This window comes from Janibacter melonis (genome assembly GCF_003721155.3).
Lineage (GTDB): Bacteria > Actinomycetota > Actinomycetes > Actinomycetales > Dermatophilaceae > Marihabitans > Marihabitans melonis.
In genome coordinates this window covers 1912098-1927913 of sequence record NZ_CP044548.2, presented here as the reverse complement: position 1 = coordinate 1927913, position 15816 = coordinate 1912098, and the positions used below count along the sequence as shown (strand labels likewise).

The following is a 15816-nucleotide window of genomic DNA, read 5'->3' as shown; positions in this document are numbered from 1 at the left end:
TGTGGCGGCCGCGGTGGTGCGATCAGATCTTGCCGCGACCGGCGCGCAGCTCGTCGCGGATCTCGCGGAGGAGCTCGATGTCCTCGGCGGTCGTCTCCTCCTCCTTGGCGACGAAGCGCTCACGCATGTGCTGGTAGGGCTTGATGACGCCGAAGTAGACGACCGCAGCCATGATGACGAAGGCGACGAGCGCGGTGAGGAAGGGGCCGATGGTCTTGAAGCCGAGGATCTCGAGCTTGTCGAAGTCGAAGTCGGCCCCACCGGTCACCTTGCCGATGGCCTCGAGGAGGAAGTTGGTGAACGCGGTGACGACCGCGGCGAACGCGGTGGCGATGATCAGACCGGTGGCGATCTCGACGAGATTGCCCCGCATGAGGAAGTCCTTGAAACCCTTCATGACGAGCCGTCCTTCACAGGGGTAGGGGTGCAGGTGCGGGAGCGCACCTTCGGACCAAGGATGAAAGTCCGCGGGCCCCATCTGCAACACCAGCCCCTCCGTCGGCGTGGCGCGCCGAGGTCAGCCGGCGCCGCGGGTGGTGAGGACGAAGCCGGTCGCGGCGTCCGACCCCAGTGCATCGACGACGTCACCGGCTGCGGCGACGGGGAGCGAGACGACCGCCGTCGGCTCGGGCACGGCCGCAAGGTCGTCCTCCGTCGACGGGATCGCGACCACGGTGGCGCCGGTCGCCACGGGCTCGCGCCGGCCGGGCCGGTAGACGTCGACCCGGTCACCGACGGTCAGCGATCGCGCCGCACCGAGGAGGGGGAGGGTGACGAGCCGGCGGCCGCGTCCTGCGGACGCGGGGTCCCGGCCGAGGACCCGGGCGGGGGTGATGACCTCGCCGGGGCCGATGGCGACGGTGGCCATCCGGCCCACGGCCTCGTCGGGTCTGGTCAGCGCACCGTCGGGGGCTGCGGACCGCGGCAGGTCGACGACGGCCACGGCCTCGGCGAGCACCTCGGTGCCGGGCGGGACGTGGGTGCTCGCGACGAGGACGGCGCGGGTGGGCTCGGGTGCCTGCTGACCGAGAGCCAGCGTGAGCGCCAGGCAGAGGGCGGCGGCCGCGACGAGGCGACGCGCGACCCGTCGTCGCCACGCGGGGCGGCGGCCCGGTCCGAAGAGCGAGGGCAGCTGGGTCGCGAGGAGGTCGGCCATGCCGGTGACGCTAGGCAGCGTCGCCGGTGCCGCCCAGGTGTCAGGCCGAGGGTGTGGAGGAGGTGCTCGTGCTCGAGGTGCCTGTGGACGACGCGCTCGAGGAGGAGGTCGACGACGTGCTCGACGAGTCCGAGCTGCTGCTCGTGGACTCGCTGCTCGTGCTGCTCGACGTCGCGCTCGAGGAGGTCGACGACCCCGAGCTCGAGCCGTTGGCCGCGCGGGAGTCGTTGCGGTAGAAGCCGCCGCCCTTGAAGACGACGCCGACCGAGCCGAACTTCTTGCGCAGGGTGCCACCGCACTCGGGGCACTGCGTCAGGGCGTCGTCGCTGAAGGACTGGACCGCGTCGAAGGCATGGCCGCAGTCGGCGCACGCGTAGGCATAGGTAGGCACGAGTCCCAAGTATAAGAAGTGCGAAGGGGTGCCCCTTACCACGTCCACCACGGCCCCCCCTTCGCCGAAGCCCGCCCGTGGTCCGCGAGACCCGGTCGTCGCCGGCCCGCGAGGAGCGGGCCTCACGGACGACGAGCGGTGCTCGGCGAAGGGGGTGGGGTGGGGCGAGCCGGGTCAGGGGGAGGGGCGGTGCCAGCCGGCGAGGCGGCCGTCGCGGCTCACCGCACGCAGGCGGCGCTCGACGTCGCGGCGCAGGCCCCGGCCGCACACGACGAGCAGCTGGTCGCCGGCGCGCACGAGGGTCTGCGACCCGGGCACGAAGGACTCGCCGTCGCGGACGACGAGGGAGACGTTGGCCCCCTTCGGCAGCCGCAGCTCGAAGACCCGGACGCCGTGCATCCGCGAGCCCTCGCCGACGCTCACCTCGACGAGGTCGGCGCCCAGCCGCTCCAGCGGCTCGGACTCGACCATGACGTCGGTCGCGAGCGCCACCTCGGTCACCCCCAGCCGGCGGGCCACCCACGGCAGGGTCGGCGCCTGGATGAGCGTGAAGAGCACGACGAGCACGAAGACGAGGTCGAAGACCCAGTCGACCCCGCGCGCCCCGATCGTCACCGGCACGGTGGCGAGCACGACGGGCACGGCCCCGCGCAGCCCGGCCCACGACAAGAAGGCCTGGTCGCGCCAGGGGACGCCGAAGGGGGTGAGCGACACGATCACCGACAGCGGGCGGGCGACGAGCAGCAGCGCGAAGCCCAGGAGCAGCGCCGCGGGCACCTGCTCGAGCAGCGTGCTCGGCGAGGCGAGCAGGCCGAGCATGACGAAGAGCCCGATCTGCGCGAGCCAGCCCACCGACTCGGCGAAGCCGAGCATCGCCGCCCGGTGCGGCATCGTCATGTTGCCCATGACGAGCGAGGCGAGATAGCAGGCGATGAAGCCGGAGGTGTGCGCGCTCACGGCGACCGAGTACGCGAGCACCGACACGGCGATGACCCCGATGGAGAAGAGCCCCGACGTCACCGACGCGGTCCGCCGCACGAGCTGCCCGCCGAGGTAGCCGACGACGATCCCGACGATCCCGCCGCCGACGAGCTCGAGCGTCGCGGTGAGCCCGAGCAGCCACCACGGCTCGGCGTGCGCCGGGTCCGCGGCCCGCGCCGACAGCGCGACGACGAGGATGACGACCGGCGCGTCGTTGAAGCCCGACTCCGCCTCGAGCATCCCCGACAGCCGCCGGGGCAGGGGCACGCGGCGCAGCACGGAGAAGACGGCGGCGGCGTCGGTCGAGCTGACGACCGCGGCGATGAGCATGGAGATGTGCCAGTCGAGCCCGAGCAGCCAGTGCGCGCAGACCGCGGTGACGAGCACCGAGACGACGACCCCGACCGTCGACAGCGCGACCGCCGGGGCGACGGATCTGCGGATCGCCGACCACCTCGTCGTCAGCCCGCCCTCGGTGAGGATGAGCACGAGCGCGGCGTAGCCGAGCACCTGCCCGACCGCGTCGGACTCGAAGTCGATGCCGATGACCCCTTCGCCGAGGACGAGCCCGATGGCGAGGTAGATGAGCAGGGTCGGCAGGCCCGACCGGGCGGTGGCCCGCACGGCGGCGATGCACACGACGAGGACGCCGGAGGCGACGAGGAGCACACGTGCGAGGTCCTGAGGGTCCCAGCCCGTCCCACCTGCGCTCGCCAGCACCGCTCACCTCCGTCTCGTCCGGTCGTTAGTCTCGCAGGGTGCCATCGCTCGCCTCCCTCCGGCGCGGCCTGCTCATCGCAGCGGCCGTCGTCCTCGTCGTCGTCCTCGCGCTCTCCGTCCTCGCCTGGATGCAGGTGAGCCGGACCCAGCCGAAGACCTCCGGCACCCTGCAGATCAGCGGGCTCAGCGCGCCGGTCACCGTGGTCCGCGACGACCGCGGCGTGCCCGACATCTACGCCGACACGCTCGGCGACCTCATGCGGGCGCAGGGCTACGTCCACGCGCAGGACCGCTTCTTCGAGATGGACCTGCGCCGGCACATCACCGCCGGTCGCCTCGCCGAGATGGTCGGCGAGCCCGGCGTCGAGACCGACCGCGTCATCCGCACGATGGGCTGGCGCCGCGTCGCCGAGGCCGAGCTGCCGATGCTCGAGCCGAGCACCCGCCAGGCGCTGCAGGAGTACGCCGAGGGCGTCAACGCGTGGATCTCCGACCAGGGCGAGCCGGGCGACATGGCGCTCGAGTACACCGTGCTCGGCCAGCAGAACCCCGACTACCGCGTCGAGCAGTGGTCGGCCGTCGACTCCCTCGCCTGGCTCAAGGCGATGGCCTGGGACCTGCGCGGCAACTACGACGAGGAGCTCACCCGGGCCCGCCTGTCCGGTGTCGTCTCCGACTCGATGCTCGCCGACCTCTTCCCGCCCTACGACTCCGAGAGCCACCAGCCGATCCTCTCGCCCGACGAGTGGCCGGCGACGAGCCGCAGCGGTGGCGCGACCTCCGCCGGTGGCGCCCAGAGCGTCGCCCCCGCGGCCACCCCTTCGTCCGGTCCGTCGTCCACCCCCTCGCCGAAGGGGGCGCCCGCCGGCTCCTCGACGCCGGAGCCCGAGCTCTCCGACGACGAGACCCGCCGGGTCCTCGCGTCGACCCAGCAGGCCGTCGACACCGTGCCCCAGCTGCTCGGCCAGGGCGAGGGCATCGGCTCGAACTCCTGGGTCGTGAGCGGCGAGCGCTCCTCGACGGGCAAGCCGCTGCTCGCCAACGACCCGCACCTCGGCATCTCGATGCCGGGCATCTGGTACCAGGTCGGGCTGCACTGCCGCGAGGTCACCGCCCAGTGCCCGCTCGAGGTGAGCGGCTACTCCTTCGCCGGTCTGCCCGGCGTGGTCATCGGGCACAACGCCGACATCGCGTGGGGCTTCACCAACCTCGGGCCCGATGTCACCGACTTCTACCTCGAGCTCGTCGACGACGACTCCGGCCGCTACACCCGCGACGGCAAGCAGGTGCCGCTGACGACCCGCCGCGAGACCATCAAGGTCGCCGGCGGCGATGACGTCGAGCTCACGGTGCGCTCGACGACGCACGGGCCGATCATGTCCGACGTCCTGCCCGGCGTCGCCGAGGCCGGCGAGCGGGGCGACGACGGGGGCGGCACGGGCGACCAGGCCGTCTCGCTCGCGTGGACCGCGCTCACCCCGAGCACGACGGCCGACGCGATCTTCGCGCTCAACACGGCGAAGGACTGGGACGACTTCCGCGACGCAGCCCGCGACTTCTCCGTGCCGAGCCAGAACCTCGTCTACGCGGACACCGAGGGCAACATCGGCTACCAGGCGCCGGGCGCGATCCCGGTCCGCCGCGACCGCGGCACGGGCGTCACCCCCGGCGAGCTGCCGGCGCCCGGGTGGGACAGCCGCTACGACTGGCAGGGCTTCGTCGACTTCGAGGACCTGCCGTGGGTGCTCAACCCCGACGACGGCGTCGTCGTCACGGCCAACCAGATGGTCACCGAGCGCCGCACGCCCTACCTCACCTCCGACTGGGACTACGGCTACCGGGCCCAGCGCATCCTCGACCTGCTGACGAGCGAGGAGGAGGTGACGCCGGAGAAGATGCTGCGCATCCAGGACGACAGCCGCAACGAGTTCGCCCCGACGCTCGTGCCGCACCTCATGCGCATCACGCTCGACGACCCCTTCGTCACCGAGGCACGCGACCTGCTCGCCGAGTGGGACTACACCCAGCCAGCGGGGCCGGGGGAGGACAGCGCGGCGGCCGCGTACTTCAACGCCGTGTGGTCCAACGTCGTGCGCCTCACCTTCAACGACGACCTGCCGACCGACCTGCAGGCCAGCGGCGGCTCGACCCAGATGCAGTCCGTGACGGCCCTGCTCGACAAGCCGCGCTCGGGCTGGTGGGACAACAAGCTCACCCCGGGCCTCGTCGAGGGGCGTGACGAGATCCTGCGCCAGGCGATGGTCGACGCGCGCCTGGAGCTGACGAAGCGGCTCGGCAAGGAGCCGGTCGACTGGCAGTGGGGCCAGCTGCACACCGCCGACTTCGAGCACCAGGTGCTCGGCGGCGAGGGCGTGCCCGGGCCGGTCCGCGCGCTCTTCAACCGCGGCGGGTACGAGGTCGCCGGCGGCAGCTCGATCGTCAACGCGACGTCGTGGGACGCGTCGAAGGGGTACGAGGTCACCGCTGCGCCGTCGATGCGGATGGTCGTCGACCTCGGTGACCTCGACGCGTCGCGCTGGGTCAACCAGACCGGGCAGAGCGGTCGGCCCTTCAGCGACCACTACACCGACCAGGCCGAGGCGTGGGCGCGCGGCGAGACCTACCCGTGGGGCTTCAGCGAGTCGGCCGTCCAGGACGCGAAGGACGACGAGCTCACCCTCGAGCCGAAGAAGGAGTGACCCCCTCGGCGGTGAGCACCGCGCTCACCGGCCGGTCGTGGGGCTCGGCGGGCAGGGGCTCGTCGGTGCGCTCGCCGGGGTGGAGGAGCAGGACGACCGGGGCCTGCGGCGAGAGCCGGGCGAGCGCCCGGTCGTAGCTGCCCCCGCCCTGGCCGAGCCGGGTGCCGAAGGGGTCGGCCGCCAGCCCCGGGACGAGGGCGAGGTCGGCGTGCGACGGTGCGACCAGGCCGAGCGGGGTGCGCTCGGGGTCGGCGACGTCGCACCAGTCGAGGTCGAGGTCGGGCAGCGTGAGGGGCACGAGCACCCGCCAGCCCGCGGTGGCGAGCGCGCGGTTGAGCTCGCCGGTGGGCGGCTCGTGAGGCAGGGACTCGTACGACAGGGCGAGGGGCAGCCCTTCGCCCTCGGCACTCTGCTGGGCGCCGGTGTCCTCGGCCAGCTCGAGGACGTGGCGGGCGAGCGCCGAGGCATCCGCGGCGAGGTCCCGGGCGGCGACGACGGCCCGGCGGCGGGCGCGCAGAGCGGCCCGCAGCTCGCGCTTCGCGGCAACCGTGGACGGGCTCTGCCCGGGACCCTCCTGCGTCACCTGCCTCATCGTAGGGTGGGCGCCATGACCCCTGAGGCGCTGGAGCTGTCGCTGGAGAAGATGCGTGACCAGGGGGTCGACCGGCGGGCGATCGCGGTCTTCGAGGCGTACTGGCACCAGCTCGCCGAGGGCGCGCAGGGCGTCATCCCCGAGGACACGATCGAGCCGATGGGCGACCTGCCCGAGCTCGCCGACCTCGACGTCAGCGACGACGAGCGACGCGAGGCGCTGCAGCGCGTGGCCGTCGTCAAGCTCAACGGCGGGCTCGGCACGAGCATGGGTATGTCCGGCCCGAAGACCGCGCTCGTGGCGCTCGAGGGGCTGACCTTCCTCGACATCATCGCCCGGCAGATCATCGCGCTCGGCGAGCGCTACGGCGTGCGCCCGCCGCTGCTGCTCATGAACTCCTTCCGCACCCACGAGCAGTCCCTCGAGCTGCTCGAGCAGTACCCGCAGCTGCGCGAGCAGTCGCTGCCCCTCGACTTCATCCAGAGCCGCGAGCCGAAGCTGCGCACCGACGACCTCGCCCCGGTGGAGTGGCCGGCCGACCCCTCGCTCGAGTGGTGCCCGCCCGGCCACGGCGACGTCTACGTCGCGCTCGCCGCGTCGGGGATCCTCGCCCAGATGCAGGAGCAGGGGATCAAGTACGTCTTCCTCTCCAACGCCGACAACCTCGGCGCGAGCTGCGACCCCGACATCGCCGCGTGGCTGCTCCGCGAGGACGTCCCCTACGCCGCCGAGGTGACGACCCGCACGGCGAACGACCGCAAGGGCGGCCACCTCGCGATCCGCAAGGAGGACGGTCGGCTCATCCTGCGCGACACCGCGATGGTCGCCGACGGCGAGGACCACTACTTCCAGGACAACCGTCGTCACCAGTGGTTCCACACGAACAACCTCTGGGTGAGCGTCGACGCGCTCGCCGAGCGGATGGAGGCGAGTGACGGCGTCCTCGGCCTGCCGATCGTCATCAACCGCAAGACCGTCGACCCCACCGACAAGACCTCGACGAAGGTCATCCAGGTCGAGTCGGCGATGGGCACGGCGATCGAGCGCTTCGAGGGCAGCCAGGCGATCCGCGTGCCGCGCAGCCGATTCCGGCCTGTGAAGACGACGAACGAGCTGCTCCTGCTGCGCAGCGACCTCTTCGAGCTCGACGACGACATGCTCGTGCGCGGTCTCAGCGACCAGCCCGACCCGGCGATCGACCTCGACGACCACTACAAGTACATCGCCGACTTCGACCGGCTGCTGCCGCACGGCTCGCCCTCGCTCGCGGGCTGCTCCTCCTTCGCCGTGCACGGCGAGGTGACCTTCGGGTCCGACGTCACCTGCGAGGGCGACGTCGAGGTCGTCGCCGACGGCGCGGCCGAGGTGCCCGACGGCACCCACCTGCAGGGTCGGCACGAGCTGACGTGACGCGGCTGGTCAGCCGGCTGCGCCGCCGCCCCGCCGAGCCGGTGCGCTGGCCGGTGCGGCTCGCCGCGCAGACCTCTGCGGGCGAGCGGGTGCTGCTGCGCCCCCTTCGCCCCGGTGACGAGGGCGAGTTCCTCGGCGCCCGCGCGGCCAACGCGACGTGGCTCGGCCCGTGGGACGCGACCTCGCCGCTGCCCTCGCCCCCGCGCGTCGCCTTCCGCGAGTACCTCGGGCGGCTCGAGGCGGACGCGCGACGGGGGACCGCCCTGCCCTTCGTGCTCGAGGTGGACCGTCAGATCGTCGGCCAGCTCAATGTCAGCTCGATCGTCCTGGGCTCCTTCCGCTCGTGCACGATGGGCTACTGGGTCATCCACGACGTCGCCGGGCGCGGGCTCATGCCGGCCGCGGTCGCGCTCGCCGGTGACCACGTGCTGCGCGACGTCGGCCTGCACCGCGTCGAGATCAACATCCGCCCGGAGAACTCTGCCTCGCTCGCCGTCGTGCGCAAGCTCGGGCTGCGCGACGAGGGCCTGCGCAAGCGCTACCTGCACATCGACGGCGACTGGCGCGACCACCGCAGCTTCGCCGTCACCGCCGAGGAGCTCGAGCCCGCCGGCCTCCTCGGCCGCGTCGGCGCCCGCCGCGTCCCCGCCCGCTGAGGTGCTCGCTGGTTGAGGTGCGAGCGCCAGCGAGCCTCGAAACCGCCCCTTCGCTGGTGGTCTCGAGGCTCCTTCGTCGCACCTCGACCAGCAATGGCTCCATCGCTGGTCGAGGTGGTCTCGAGGCTCCTTCGTCGCACCTCGACCAGCAACGAGTTGCCTTGGTGGTTGAGGCGCGAGCGCCAGCGAGCCTCGAAACCACACACGCACCACGATTCACAGCAGGCAACATCCGCGACACACCGGATGGCCTGACCGACGAGCGCCCTTGCCCTCCATAGTGTTCGGATCGTGCAGTCGAGCAGCCTCATCTTCGTGGTCGTCGTCGCGATCTGGGCTGCGTATCTCGTGCAGTACTGGGTGCGCCGCCGTGATCACCTCGCGACCGTCCGTTCCGTCGACCGGTTCTCCGCCGCCATGCGCGTCCTCGACTCGCACCGGCTGAGCCAGACCGAGGAGCCCACGCGCTCCTACGCGGTCTCGCCCGCCCGCGCGGCGCGACCTGAGGTCGTCGTCAAGCGCACCGTCACCGTCCCGGAGGCCCCCGTGCACGAGCCCGAGCTCGAGGACGAGGGGTCGGGCCGTCTCGCGGTCGTCTCCGCCGTCGTCGACGCCCCCCGCCAGGTCCGCGGTCTGGCCTTCCTCGGCCACCTCGTCCTCCTGCCGATCGCCCTCCTCTTCTCCGCCTTCGGCTCGCTGCCGTGGCTCGTCACCGGCCTGCTGCTCGTCGGTCTGCTCGGCTCCTTCGGATGGCTGCGCCAGGACGTCAAGGCTGCCGAGGCGCGTCGTCGCGAGGAGCACCTCGCCCGTCGCCGCTCCCGTGAGGCCGCCGCCCCCGTGCGTCGCCCGGCCCCGCGCCGCGCGCCCGTGCACGCCGAGACCACGACCGAGGTCGTCGTCGACGAGCCCGAGCGCGTCGTCGCCGAGGCCGCCGTGTCGCAGACCGTCGCGACGGACGCCCCCTTCGACGTCTCCGCGCCGGTCGAGGCCGCCCCCGCCACCGAGCCCGCCGAGGTCGAGGCGCCCGCAGCGGTCGTCGACGACCGCGAGGGCACGTGGGAGCCGGTGCCGGTCCCGCGCCCGACCTACACGATGAAGGCCCGTGCGGGCGCCCGTCCGGTCGTCGAGGACGCCCCGGCCGAGGACACCCCGCAGGTCCTCGACGCGATCGACGACGACGTCGTCGCCCCGCAGCGCGCCGTCGGCAGCTGACCCCGCCGTCACGCACGAGTGGCCGCTACGCATCTCGCGTAGCGGCCACTCGTCTGTCTCCCCCCTTCGTCCCCACCTGCGGGGGCGAAGGGGGCCTCCCTCAGGTGTCGTAGGGGCCGCGCTCACCGGGCTCGATGCGGGCCATCTCCTCGCTCTCGTCGACGTCCTCCTCGACCTCCGCCTGCTCCGCGGGCGTGAGGAGGTCTTCCGGCTCGTCGACGCCCGGCGGCTCCGGGTCGAGCAGGTGGTGCCCGACGGCGTTGAGCACCGCGATGAGCGGCACGGCGACGAGCGCGCCGAAGATGCCGCCGACGACGACACCGGCGGCGATGCCGAGGATGACGGCGAGCGGGTGCACGCGGACCGCGCGGCCGAGGAGCAGAGGCTGGAGCAGGTGCGCCTCGACCTGCTGCACGACGACGACCACGCCGAGCATGATGAGCGCGACGACGGGGCCCTTCGCGACGAGCGCGAGGACGACGGCGATGAATCCGGACAGCAGCGCGCCGATGACGGGGATGAAGGCGCCGAGGAAGACGAGCAGCCCGATGCCGGAGGCGAAGGGGACACCGAGCGCGAGCGCGCCGAGGCCGATGCCGAGGGCGTCGACGGCCGCGACGAGGATCGTCGCGCGGGTGAAGGCCTGCAGCTGGCCCCACGCGATGCGACCGCCGGAGATGGCCTTCGCGCGCACGGTGCGCGGGAAGAGGCGCACGACCCAGCCCCAGATCTGGGGGCCGTCGTAGAGGAAGAAGAAGAGGGCGAACATCGTGATCGCCGCGCCGGCCAGCAGGTGCCCGACGGTGAGGCCGGCCTGCGCGGCCCGCGTCCCGACCTCGCTCTGACCGAGGCTCTCGCGGGCCCGGTCGAGGTAGCCGGTGAGCTCGTTGTTGCTGAGGTTGAAGGTCGTGAGGACCCACGTGCGGATCTGGTCGACGCCCTGGCCGACCTGCCCGACGAGGTCCGGCAGCTGGGCGGCGAACTGGTTGACGACGAAGCTGAAGAGCCCGACGATCACCGCCAGCGTGCCGAGGACGGTGATGATCGCGGCGAGCCCGCGCGGCATGAAGGAGGCGAGTCGGCGGAAGAGCGGCTCGAGCAGCGCCGCGAGGAGGATTGCGACGATGATCGGGTAGGTGACCTCGGACAGGAAACCGACGAGGTAGATCAGCGCGGCGATGCCGGCGGCGATGAGCAGCAGGCGCCACGTCCACTCGCTCGCGGCGCGCACGAGCGGAGGCACGTGGCTGCGGTCGGCCTCGGCGGTCGCGTCTGCGGGGACCTCGACGACGAGCGGTCGCGGGGGAGGTCCGGCCTGGCGCTCCCGGGCAGTGACGACGGCCTCGGTGATGCGGTGGCGCAGCGAGCGGGTGGCGTCGGTCTCGTCCGTCTGGGCGGGATCCGGCTCGTGGTCCGTGGGCATGGACGTCCTTGCCGAAGGGGGAGGCGCGAGCGCCCTGACCGACGGAGCCTAGCCGTTTGGACCGGGCCCGGACGCTGGGTTATCGTTGCCGCTGCACCTGGGGCTGTGGCGCAGTTGGTAGCGCGTCTCGTTCGCAATGAGAAGGTCAGGGGTTCGAATCCCCTCAGCTCCACCAGCGTGAGACCCCGGCCGGGATCGGCCGGGGTCTTCGTCGTCTCTGGCCGCTCACGGCGGCGGTCAGGCAGCGCTCATGAGCGGACGTGCATCCGCTCGCCCTGGGGCCCGAAGATCGCCAGCACCTCGGCGGGTGCGGGTCCGGGGTTGCCGATCCAGTGCGGGGTGCGGGTGTCGAACTCCACCACCTCGCCCGGCTCGAGCATGAGGTCTCGCGTGCCGAGCAGCAGGCGGATCCGGCCGTTGAGGACGTAGAGCCACTCGTAGCCCTCGTGGGTCTGCAGCGTCGGGGCCGGGTTGGTCTCGACGGGCATGACCATCTTGAAGGACTGCAGCCCGCCGGGTCGGCGGGTCAGCGAGATGAAGGTCCGGCCGTGCCGGACGACCGGCTTGGAGCGGATGCGGGGATCGCCGGTCTCGGGGGCGTCGACGAGCTCGTCGAGCGCGACCCGGTGGGCGCGGGCCAGGGGGAGCAGGAGCTCGAGGGTCGGCTTGCGCTGGCCTGACTCGAGCCGCGACAGCGTGCTCACCGAGATGCCGGTCTCCTCGGCGAGATCGGTGAGGGTCGCCTCGCGCTCGAGGCGCAGCTGGCGCAGGCGGGGGCCGACCCCGCGGAGCACGTCGTCGTCGGTCATGCGTCCTAGTTTGCCAGGACGGCAAGAATGTTTGTCAAAAGTGCGAGAGTGGTCGCACCATCGTCCTATGGACGAGAACCCCACCCCCCAGACCTACGACGTCGTCGTCATCGGCGGCGGCGCCGCCGGCCTCAGCGGCGCGATGGCGCTCGGCCGCTCGAAGCGCTCGGTCCTCGTGATCGACGCCGGCGAGCCCCGCAACGCCCCCGCCGACCACGCCCACAACTACCTCGGGCGCGAGGGGGTCTCCCCCTTCGAGCTGCTCGAGATCGGCCGCGCCGAGGTCGCCCAGTACGGGGTCGAGATCCTCTCCGACCGCGTCGTCGCCGTCTCCGGCGAGGTCGACGCCTTCCTCGTGACCACCGAGGGCGGACGTCGGGTCATGGCCCGCCGTGTCCTCGTCACCGGCGGCGTCGTCGACGAGCTGCCCGACGTGCCCGGTCTCGCGCAGCGCTGGGGCGTCGACGTCCTGCACTGCCCCTACTGCCATGGCTGGGAGGTCCGCGACCGGCGCATCGCCGTGCTCGCCACCTCGCCGCTCGCCGGTCACCAGGCCCTGCTCTTCCGCCAGCTGAGCGACGACGTCGTCGTCGTCGTGCACGACGGCGTCGAGATCCCCGACGAGGAGCTCGAGCGCGTCGGCGCGATCGGGGTGCGGGTCGTCCACGGCACCCCGCAGGAGGTCGTCTCCGACGGGGACCGCCTCGTCGGCCTCCGCCTCGCGGACGGCACGCTCCTCGAGCGCGACGCGGTCGTCGTCGCCAGCAGGCCCCACGTGCGCACCGACTACCTGCGCCCCCTCGGCATCGAGGCGACCCCCTTCGAGATGCACGGGACCGAGCTCGGCTCGGTCATCGCCGTCGAGCCCACCGGCGCGACGAGCGTGCCCGGCGTCTTCGCCGCGGGCAACGCCACCGACATCGCGATGATCCTCGTCGCCTCCGCCGCCCACGGCGTGCGCGTCGGTGCCTGGATCAACGCCGAGCTCGCCACGGCGGACGCGACCCGGGCCGCGGCGCAGCGCCGGGAGGGCTTCTTCGAGCGGGATGCGTGGGAGGAGCGCTACTCGGGCGACCGCGTGTGGAGCGGCCGGGCCAACGCCCAGCTCGCCGCGGAGGCGCCGTCGCTCACGCCGGGTCGCGCGCTCGAGATCGGCTGCGGCGAAGGGGGAGACGCGATCTGGCTCGCGGAGCAGGGATGGCAGGTGACGGCCGTCGACTTCGCCGACGCCGCGCTGGCCCGCACCTCTGAGCACGCCGCCCAGGTCGGGGTCGGCGACCGCGTCGAGACCCGTCGTGTCGACGTGCGGACCTTCGAGCCGGGCGGCGAGACGTGGGACCTCGTCACCTCGCACTTCTTCCACCTGCCCGACGGCGGCATGCCCGACGTCGTGGGCCGGCTGGCCTCGGCCGTCGCCCCCGGCGGCACCCTGCTCGTCGTCGGCCACCACCCCGGCGACCTCAGCACGGGTCTGCGCCACGGGCACGCGACCTTCATGTTCACCGCCGAGGAGCTCGCGCCCGCGCTGCCCGAGGGCTTCGATGTCGAGGTCTGCGCGGCGCGACCGCGGACCCAGGCGCACCCCGAGACCGGCGAGGAGATCGCCGTGACCGACGCGGTGCTGCGCGCCCGCCGGGTGGGCTGACCCGCTCAGACCCAGTAGGTGTCGTGCCGGTCCATGAAGTCGGCGCGCTCCTGCTCGCTCATCGGCTCGCCCCGCGCGAGGGTCTCGAAGTAGTCCTCGCGCGGGCCGCCGGGCGCGAACATGAGGAGCATCGAGGCCGGCCCCGCCCCACGGAAGCCGTGGATGCCCCCTTCGGGCACGTAGAGGAAGTCTCCCGACCGGGCCGTCACCCACGCGCGCCCGTCGTAGAGGCGCACCTCGCCCGAGAGCACGTAGAACTGCTCGGAGATCGAGCGGTGGAAGTGCGGGTCGGGCCCGGACTCGCTCTCGCCGAAGGTCCACCGGTAGAGCCCGAAGCGGTGATCTGTCTGGTCGCCGGTCGCGAGGTACTCGCACGTCCCGCCGCCCCGGTAGCTGATCTCCGGCGGGGTCTCAGAGCGCCGCAGCCACGCACTCGCCTCGCCCTCGGCTGCCTCGTAGGTCGGCGGCGGGTAGGGGCGGGGGAGCGACATCGACGGATCCTCTCTGTCCTTCGCGAAGGGGTGGTCGGCGGCGGTCAGCCCGGGCGGCGGATCCCGTAGTGGCGCAGCTTGCGGTAGATCGTGGCCCGGCTCATGCCGAGCTCGGCGGCCGCGTCGGCGACGCTGCGACCGGGGTCGGCAAGAGCGCGGACGATCTCGTCGCGCTCGACCGTCTCGAGACGGGAGAGCCGGGGACCGGACGCGGAGAAGGCCGGCGGCAGGTGCCGGACGTCGATGGTCTCGGCACGAGTCGCCGCGTCGTGGACGACCCGGACGAGCTCGTCGGCGTTGCCCGGCCAGTCGTGCGCGAGCAGCGCGCGCTCGGCGGCGGGGGTGAGGTCGATCTCGCGCATCCGGGTCTGGTGGGCGGCCCAGCGGGCGAGGGCGAGGACGTCGTCGGGGCGCTCGCGAAGGGGGAGGACCGGCACGACGGTGCCGACGAGGGCGGCGAGCGGTGCGGGCACCGAGTCGAGGTCGCGGGCGGTGACCGCCCAGGTGAGGGTCCCCGGCGCGCTCGAGCGCGAGGCGACCGCCGAGGACGCCCGGGCGTACAGCTCCTGCGCAGCCCAGGCGGGCAGGAGGTCGACGTTCTCGACGACGACCGCGGTGTCGGGCTTGGCGAGCTCGGGGGTCCACAACGACAACCAGGCCTCGACGTCGTCGGGGGCGGGGACGTCGGCGCTGAGGATGCGGATGCGTGGGTGCGCGGCCCGCAGGGCCTGGCCGAGGAGCGTCGCCCGACCGGAGCCGGGCTCGCCGACGACCGCGACGACCTGCCCGTCGTGCAGGGCGCGAGTCGTCGCGGCCTGCGCCTCCGTCCACGACGTCGACATGGCGCGCAGGGTGCCGGCGGCCGGCTCGAGACGGGCTCGCTGCACCCGGAAGACCCCGCCGCGGGCCGGTGGCCGTGGTGCGTGACCGCCGGAGCGGGCGAGCATGAGGGCGCTCGTCGAGGTCGCCGCCGACTCCGCGAGCGCGAGGAGCAGGCCGGCGGAGGAGCGCGACCACGTCGTGAGGTTGACGCAGCCCTCGAGGTCGCCGGTGACGGGGTTGAGCACGGGCACCGCGGCGCAGGTGTAGATCGCCAGGCCGGCGCTGTAGTGCTCCTCGGCGCGCACGAGGGAGGGGGTGCGGTCGGCCAGGGCCATGCCCAGCCCGTTGGTCCCCGCGTGGCGCTCCGAGAAGGCGAAGCCGGGTGCCAGGTGCACGCGGTCGAGCGCCCGCAGGAGCGAGGTGTCGCCGGAGACCCGGTCGAGGACGAGCCCGTCGGCGTCGGTGAGCATGAGGCTGAGCGGCTCGTCGACGAGCGTCTTGTGCAGCCCGGCGAGGACCGCCTGGCCGCACTCGTAGAAGAGGGAGTCGGTCGAGATCGAGCCCGCCCAGGCCGGGTCGACGCCGTCGAGCGGCACGCCGTACTCCTCGCTGCGTCGCCAGGAGGCGAGCAGGCGGTGCGAGGGCGCGACGGGATCCCCCTTCGCGCGCGTCATCGCCCGCTGCGGCACGACGTGGTCCTCGGCGGTCATCGTCGACCTCCTTCGCTGAGGTGACGGTAGCCCTCGGACCTGGGGCGCGCGAGGGGCCGAGGGGAGTGGTCTCGAGGCTCCTCCGTCGCACCTCGACCA

14 protein-coding genes, 1 tRNA gene and 1 pseudogene are annotated in these 15816 nt (G+C 73.0%); 7 read left to right on the top strand and 9 right to left on the bottom strand.

Annotation, left to right across the window (positions count from 1 at the left end):
- Positions 1 to 22: 22 nt before the first annotated feature.
- Both EEW87_RS09095 and EEW87_RS09090 read right to left on the bottom strand, forming a co-directional pair.
- Positions 23 to 397, bottom strand: a complete 375-nt coding sequence (locus tag EEW87_RS09095) for an MscL family protein (protein WP_123092340.1) — start codon at positions 395 to 397, stop codon at positions 23 to 25.
- Positions 398 to 517: 120 nt separating this feature from the next.
- Complete coding sequence (locus EEW87_RS09090; protein ID WP_123092339.1) at positions 518 to 1156, bottom strand: SAF domain-containing protein; 639 nt, start codon at positions 1154 to 1156, stop codon at positions 518 to 520.
- A gap of 68 nt (positions 1157 to 1224) precedes the next feature.
- On the opposite strand from EEW87_RS09090, the gene EEW87_RS17000 reads away from it, so the two are divergent.
- Positions 1225 to 1392, top strand: a complete 168-nt coding sequence (locus EEW87_RS17000) for a hypothetical protein (RefSeq protein ID WP_240341699.1) — start codon at positions 1225 to 1227, stop codon at positions 1390 to 1392.
- Positions 1393 to 1406: 14 nt separating this feature from the next.
- Here the strand turns inward: EEW87_RS17000 and EEW87_RS16995 are convergent.
- Positions 1407 to 1547 (bottom strand): annotated as a pseudogene (locus tag EEW87_RS16995) (FmdB family zinc ribbon protein); the annotation flags it as partial.
- Positions 1548 to 1721: 174 nt separating this feature from the next.
- Positions 1722 to 3248: a potassium/proton antiporter gene (locus EEW87_RS09080; RefSeq protein ID WP_123092337.1), complete on the bottom strand. Its 1527-nt coding sequence runs from the start codon at positions 3246 to 3248 to the stop codon at positions 1722 to 1724.
- Between the two features lie 38 nt (positions 3249 to 3286).
- Between EEW87_RS09080 and EEW87_RS09075 the strand changes: the two genes are divergently transcribed.
- Positions 3287 to 5947, top strand: a complete 2661-nt coding sequence (locus EEW87_RS09075; protein ID WP_318825912.1) for a penicillin acylase family protein — start codon at positions 3287 to 3289, stop codon at positions 5945 to 5947.
- Here the strand turns inward: EEW87_RS09075 and EEW87_RS09070 are convergent.
- Positions 5922 to 6530 (bottom strand): 5-formyltetrahydrofolate cyclo-ligase, encoded by a 609-nt coding sequence (locus EEW87_RS09070; protein ID WP_240341575.1) that lies wholly within the window; start codon positions 6528 to 6530, stop codon positions 5922 to 5924. The two genes, EEW87_RS09075 and EEW87_RS09070, sit on opposite strands and share 26 nt — an antisense overlap.
- 24 nt (positions 6531 to 6554) lie before the next feature.
- On the opposite strand from EEW87_RS09070, the gene EEW87_RS09065 reads away from it, so the two are divergent.
- From EEW87_RS09065 to EEW87_RS09055, 3 genes are all read left to right on the top strand, one after another.
- The gene (locus tag EEW87_RS09065; RefSeq protein WP_123092335.1) at positions 6555 to 7949 is read left to right on the top strand and encodes a UTP--glucose-1-phosphate uridylyltransferase; all 1395 of its coding nucleotides are present in this window, start codon (positions 6555 to 6557) and stop codon (positions 7947 to 7949) included.
- Positions 7946 to 8605 (top strand): GNAT family N-acetyltransferase, encoded by a 660-nt coding sequence (locus EEW87_RS09060; protein WP_240341574.1) that lies wholly within the window; start codon positions 7946 to 7948, stop codon positions 8603 to 8605. The genes EEW87_RS09065 and EEW87_RS09060 overlap by 4 nt, the downstream gene beginning before the upstream one ends.
- Before the next feature lie 291 nt (positions 8606 to 8896).
- Entirely contained in the window at positions 8897 to 9817 is a 921-nt protein-coding gene (locus EEW87_RS09055; RefSeq protein WP_123092334.1) for a hypothetical protein, read from the top strand.
- Positions 9818 to 9917: 100 nt separating this feature from the next.
- Here EEW87_RS09055 and EEW87_RS09050 read toward each other — a convergent pair whose 3' ends face one another.
- Positions 9918 to 11240, bottom strand: a complete 1323-nt coding sequence (locus EEW87_RS09050; RefSeq protein WP_123092333.1) for an AI-2E family transporter — start codon at positions 11238 to 11240, stop codon at positions 9918 to 9920.
- 99 nt (positions 11241 to 11339) lie between these two features.
- Between EEW87_RS09050 and EEW87_RS09045 the strand changes: the two genes are divergently transcribed.
- Positions 11340 to 11415, top strand: a tRNA-Ala gene (locus EEW87_RS09045).
- Between the two features lie 73 nt (positions 11416 to 11488).
- Here the strand turns inward: EEW87_RS09045 and EEW87_RS09040 are convergent.
- Positions 11489 to 12049, bottom strand: coding sequence for a helix-turn-helix domain-containing protein (locus EEW87_RS09040; protein WP_123092332.1), 561 nt, complete (start codon positions 12047 to 12049; stop codon positions 11489 to 11491).
- A gap of 67 nt (positions 12050 to 12116) precedes the next feature.
- Here EEW87_RS09040 and EEW87_RS09035 point away from each other — a divergent pair, with 67 nt between their 5' ends.
- On the top strand, positions 12117 to 13694 hold the full coding sequence (locus EEW87_RS09035; protein WP_123092331.1) for a bifunctional NAD(P)/FAD-dependent oxidoreductase/class I SAM-dependent methyltransferase: 1578 nt from the start codon (positions 12117 to 12119) through the stop codon (positions 13692 to 13694).
- Positions 13695 to 13699: 5 nt separating this feature from the next.
- On the opposite strand, the gene EEW87_RS09030 is transcribed toward EEW87_RS09035, so the two are convergent.
- Positions 13700 to 14185, bottom strand: coding sequence for a cupin domain-containing protein (locus EEW87_RS09030; RefSeq protein ID WP_123092330.1), 486 nt, complete (start codon positions 14183 to 14185; stop codon positions 13700 to 13702).
- 44 nt (positions 14186 to 14229) lie between these two features.
- The gene (locus EEW87_RS09025) at positions 14230 to 15717 is read right to left on the bottom strand and encodes an AAA-type ATPase lid domain-containing protein (RefSeq protein ID WP_123092329.1); all 1488 of its coding nucleotides are present in this window, start codon (positions 15715 to 15717) and stop codon (positions 14230 to 14232) included.
- Positions 15718 to 15816 lie beyond the last annotated feature (99 nt).

Bases quoted from the DNA above. Each gene is read 5' to 3' on its own strand.
- EEW87_RS09095 (WP_123092340.1), bottom strand. From the start codon at position 397: ATGAAGGGTTTCAAGGACTTCCTCATGCGGGGCAATCTCGTCGAGATC.
- EEW87_RS09090 (WP_123092339.1), bottom strand. From the start codon at position 1,156: ATGGCCGACCTCCTCGCGACCCAGCTGCCCTCGCTCTTCGGACCGGGC.
- EEW87_RS09065 (WP_123092335.1), top strand. From the start codon at position 6,555: ATGACCCCTGAGGCGCTGGAGCTGTCGCTGGAGAAGATGCGTGACCAG.
- EEW87_RS09050 (WP_123092333.1), bottom strand. From the start codon at position 11,240: ATGCCCACGGACCACGAGCCGGATCCCGCCCAGACGGACGAGACCGAC.
- EEW87_RS09040 (WP_123092332.1), bottom strand. From the start codon at position 12,049: ATGACCGACGACGACGTGCTCCGCGGGGTCGGCCCCCGCCTGCGCCAG.
- EEW87_RS09035 (WP_123092331.1), top strand. From the start codon at position 12,117: ATGGACGAGAACCCCACCCCCCAGACCTACGACGTCGTCGTCATCGGC.
- EEW87_RS09030 (WP_123092330.1), bottom strand. From the start codon at position 14,185: ATGTCGCTCCCCCGCCCCTACCCGCCGCCGACCTACGAGGCAGCCGAG.
- EEW87_RS09025 (WP_123092329.1), bottom strand. From the start codon at position 15,717: ATGACCGCCGAGGACCACGTCGTGCCGCAGCGGGCGATGACGCGCGCG.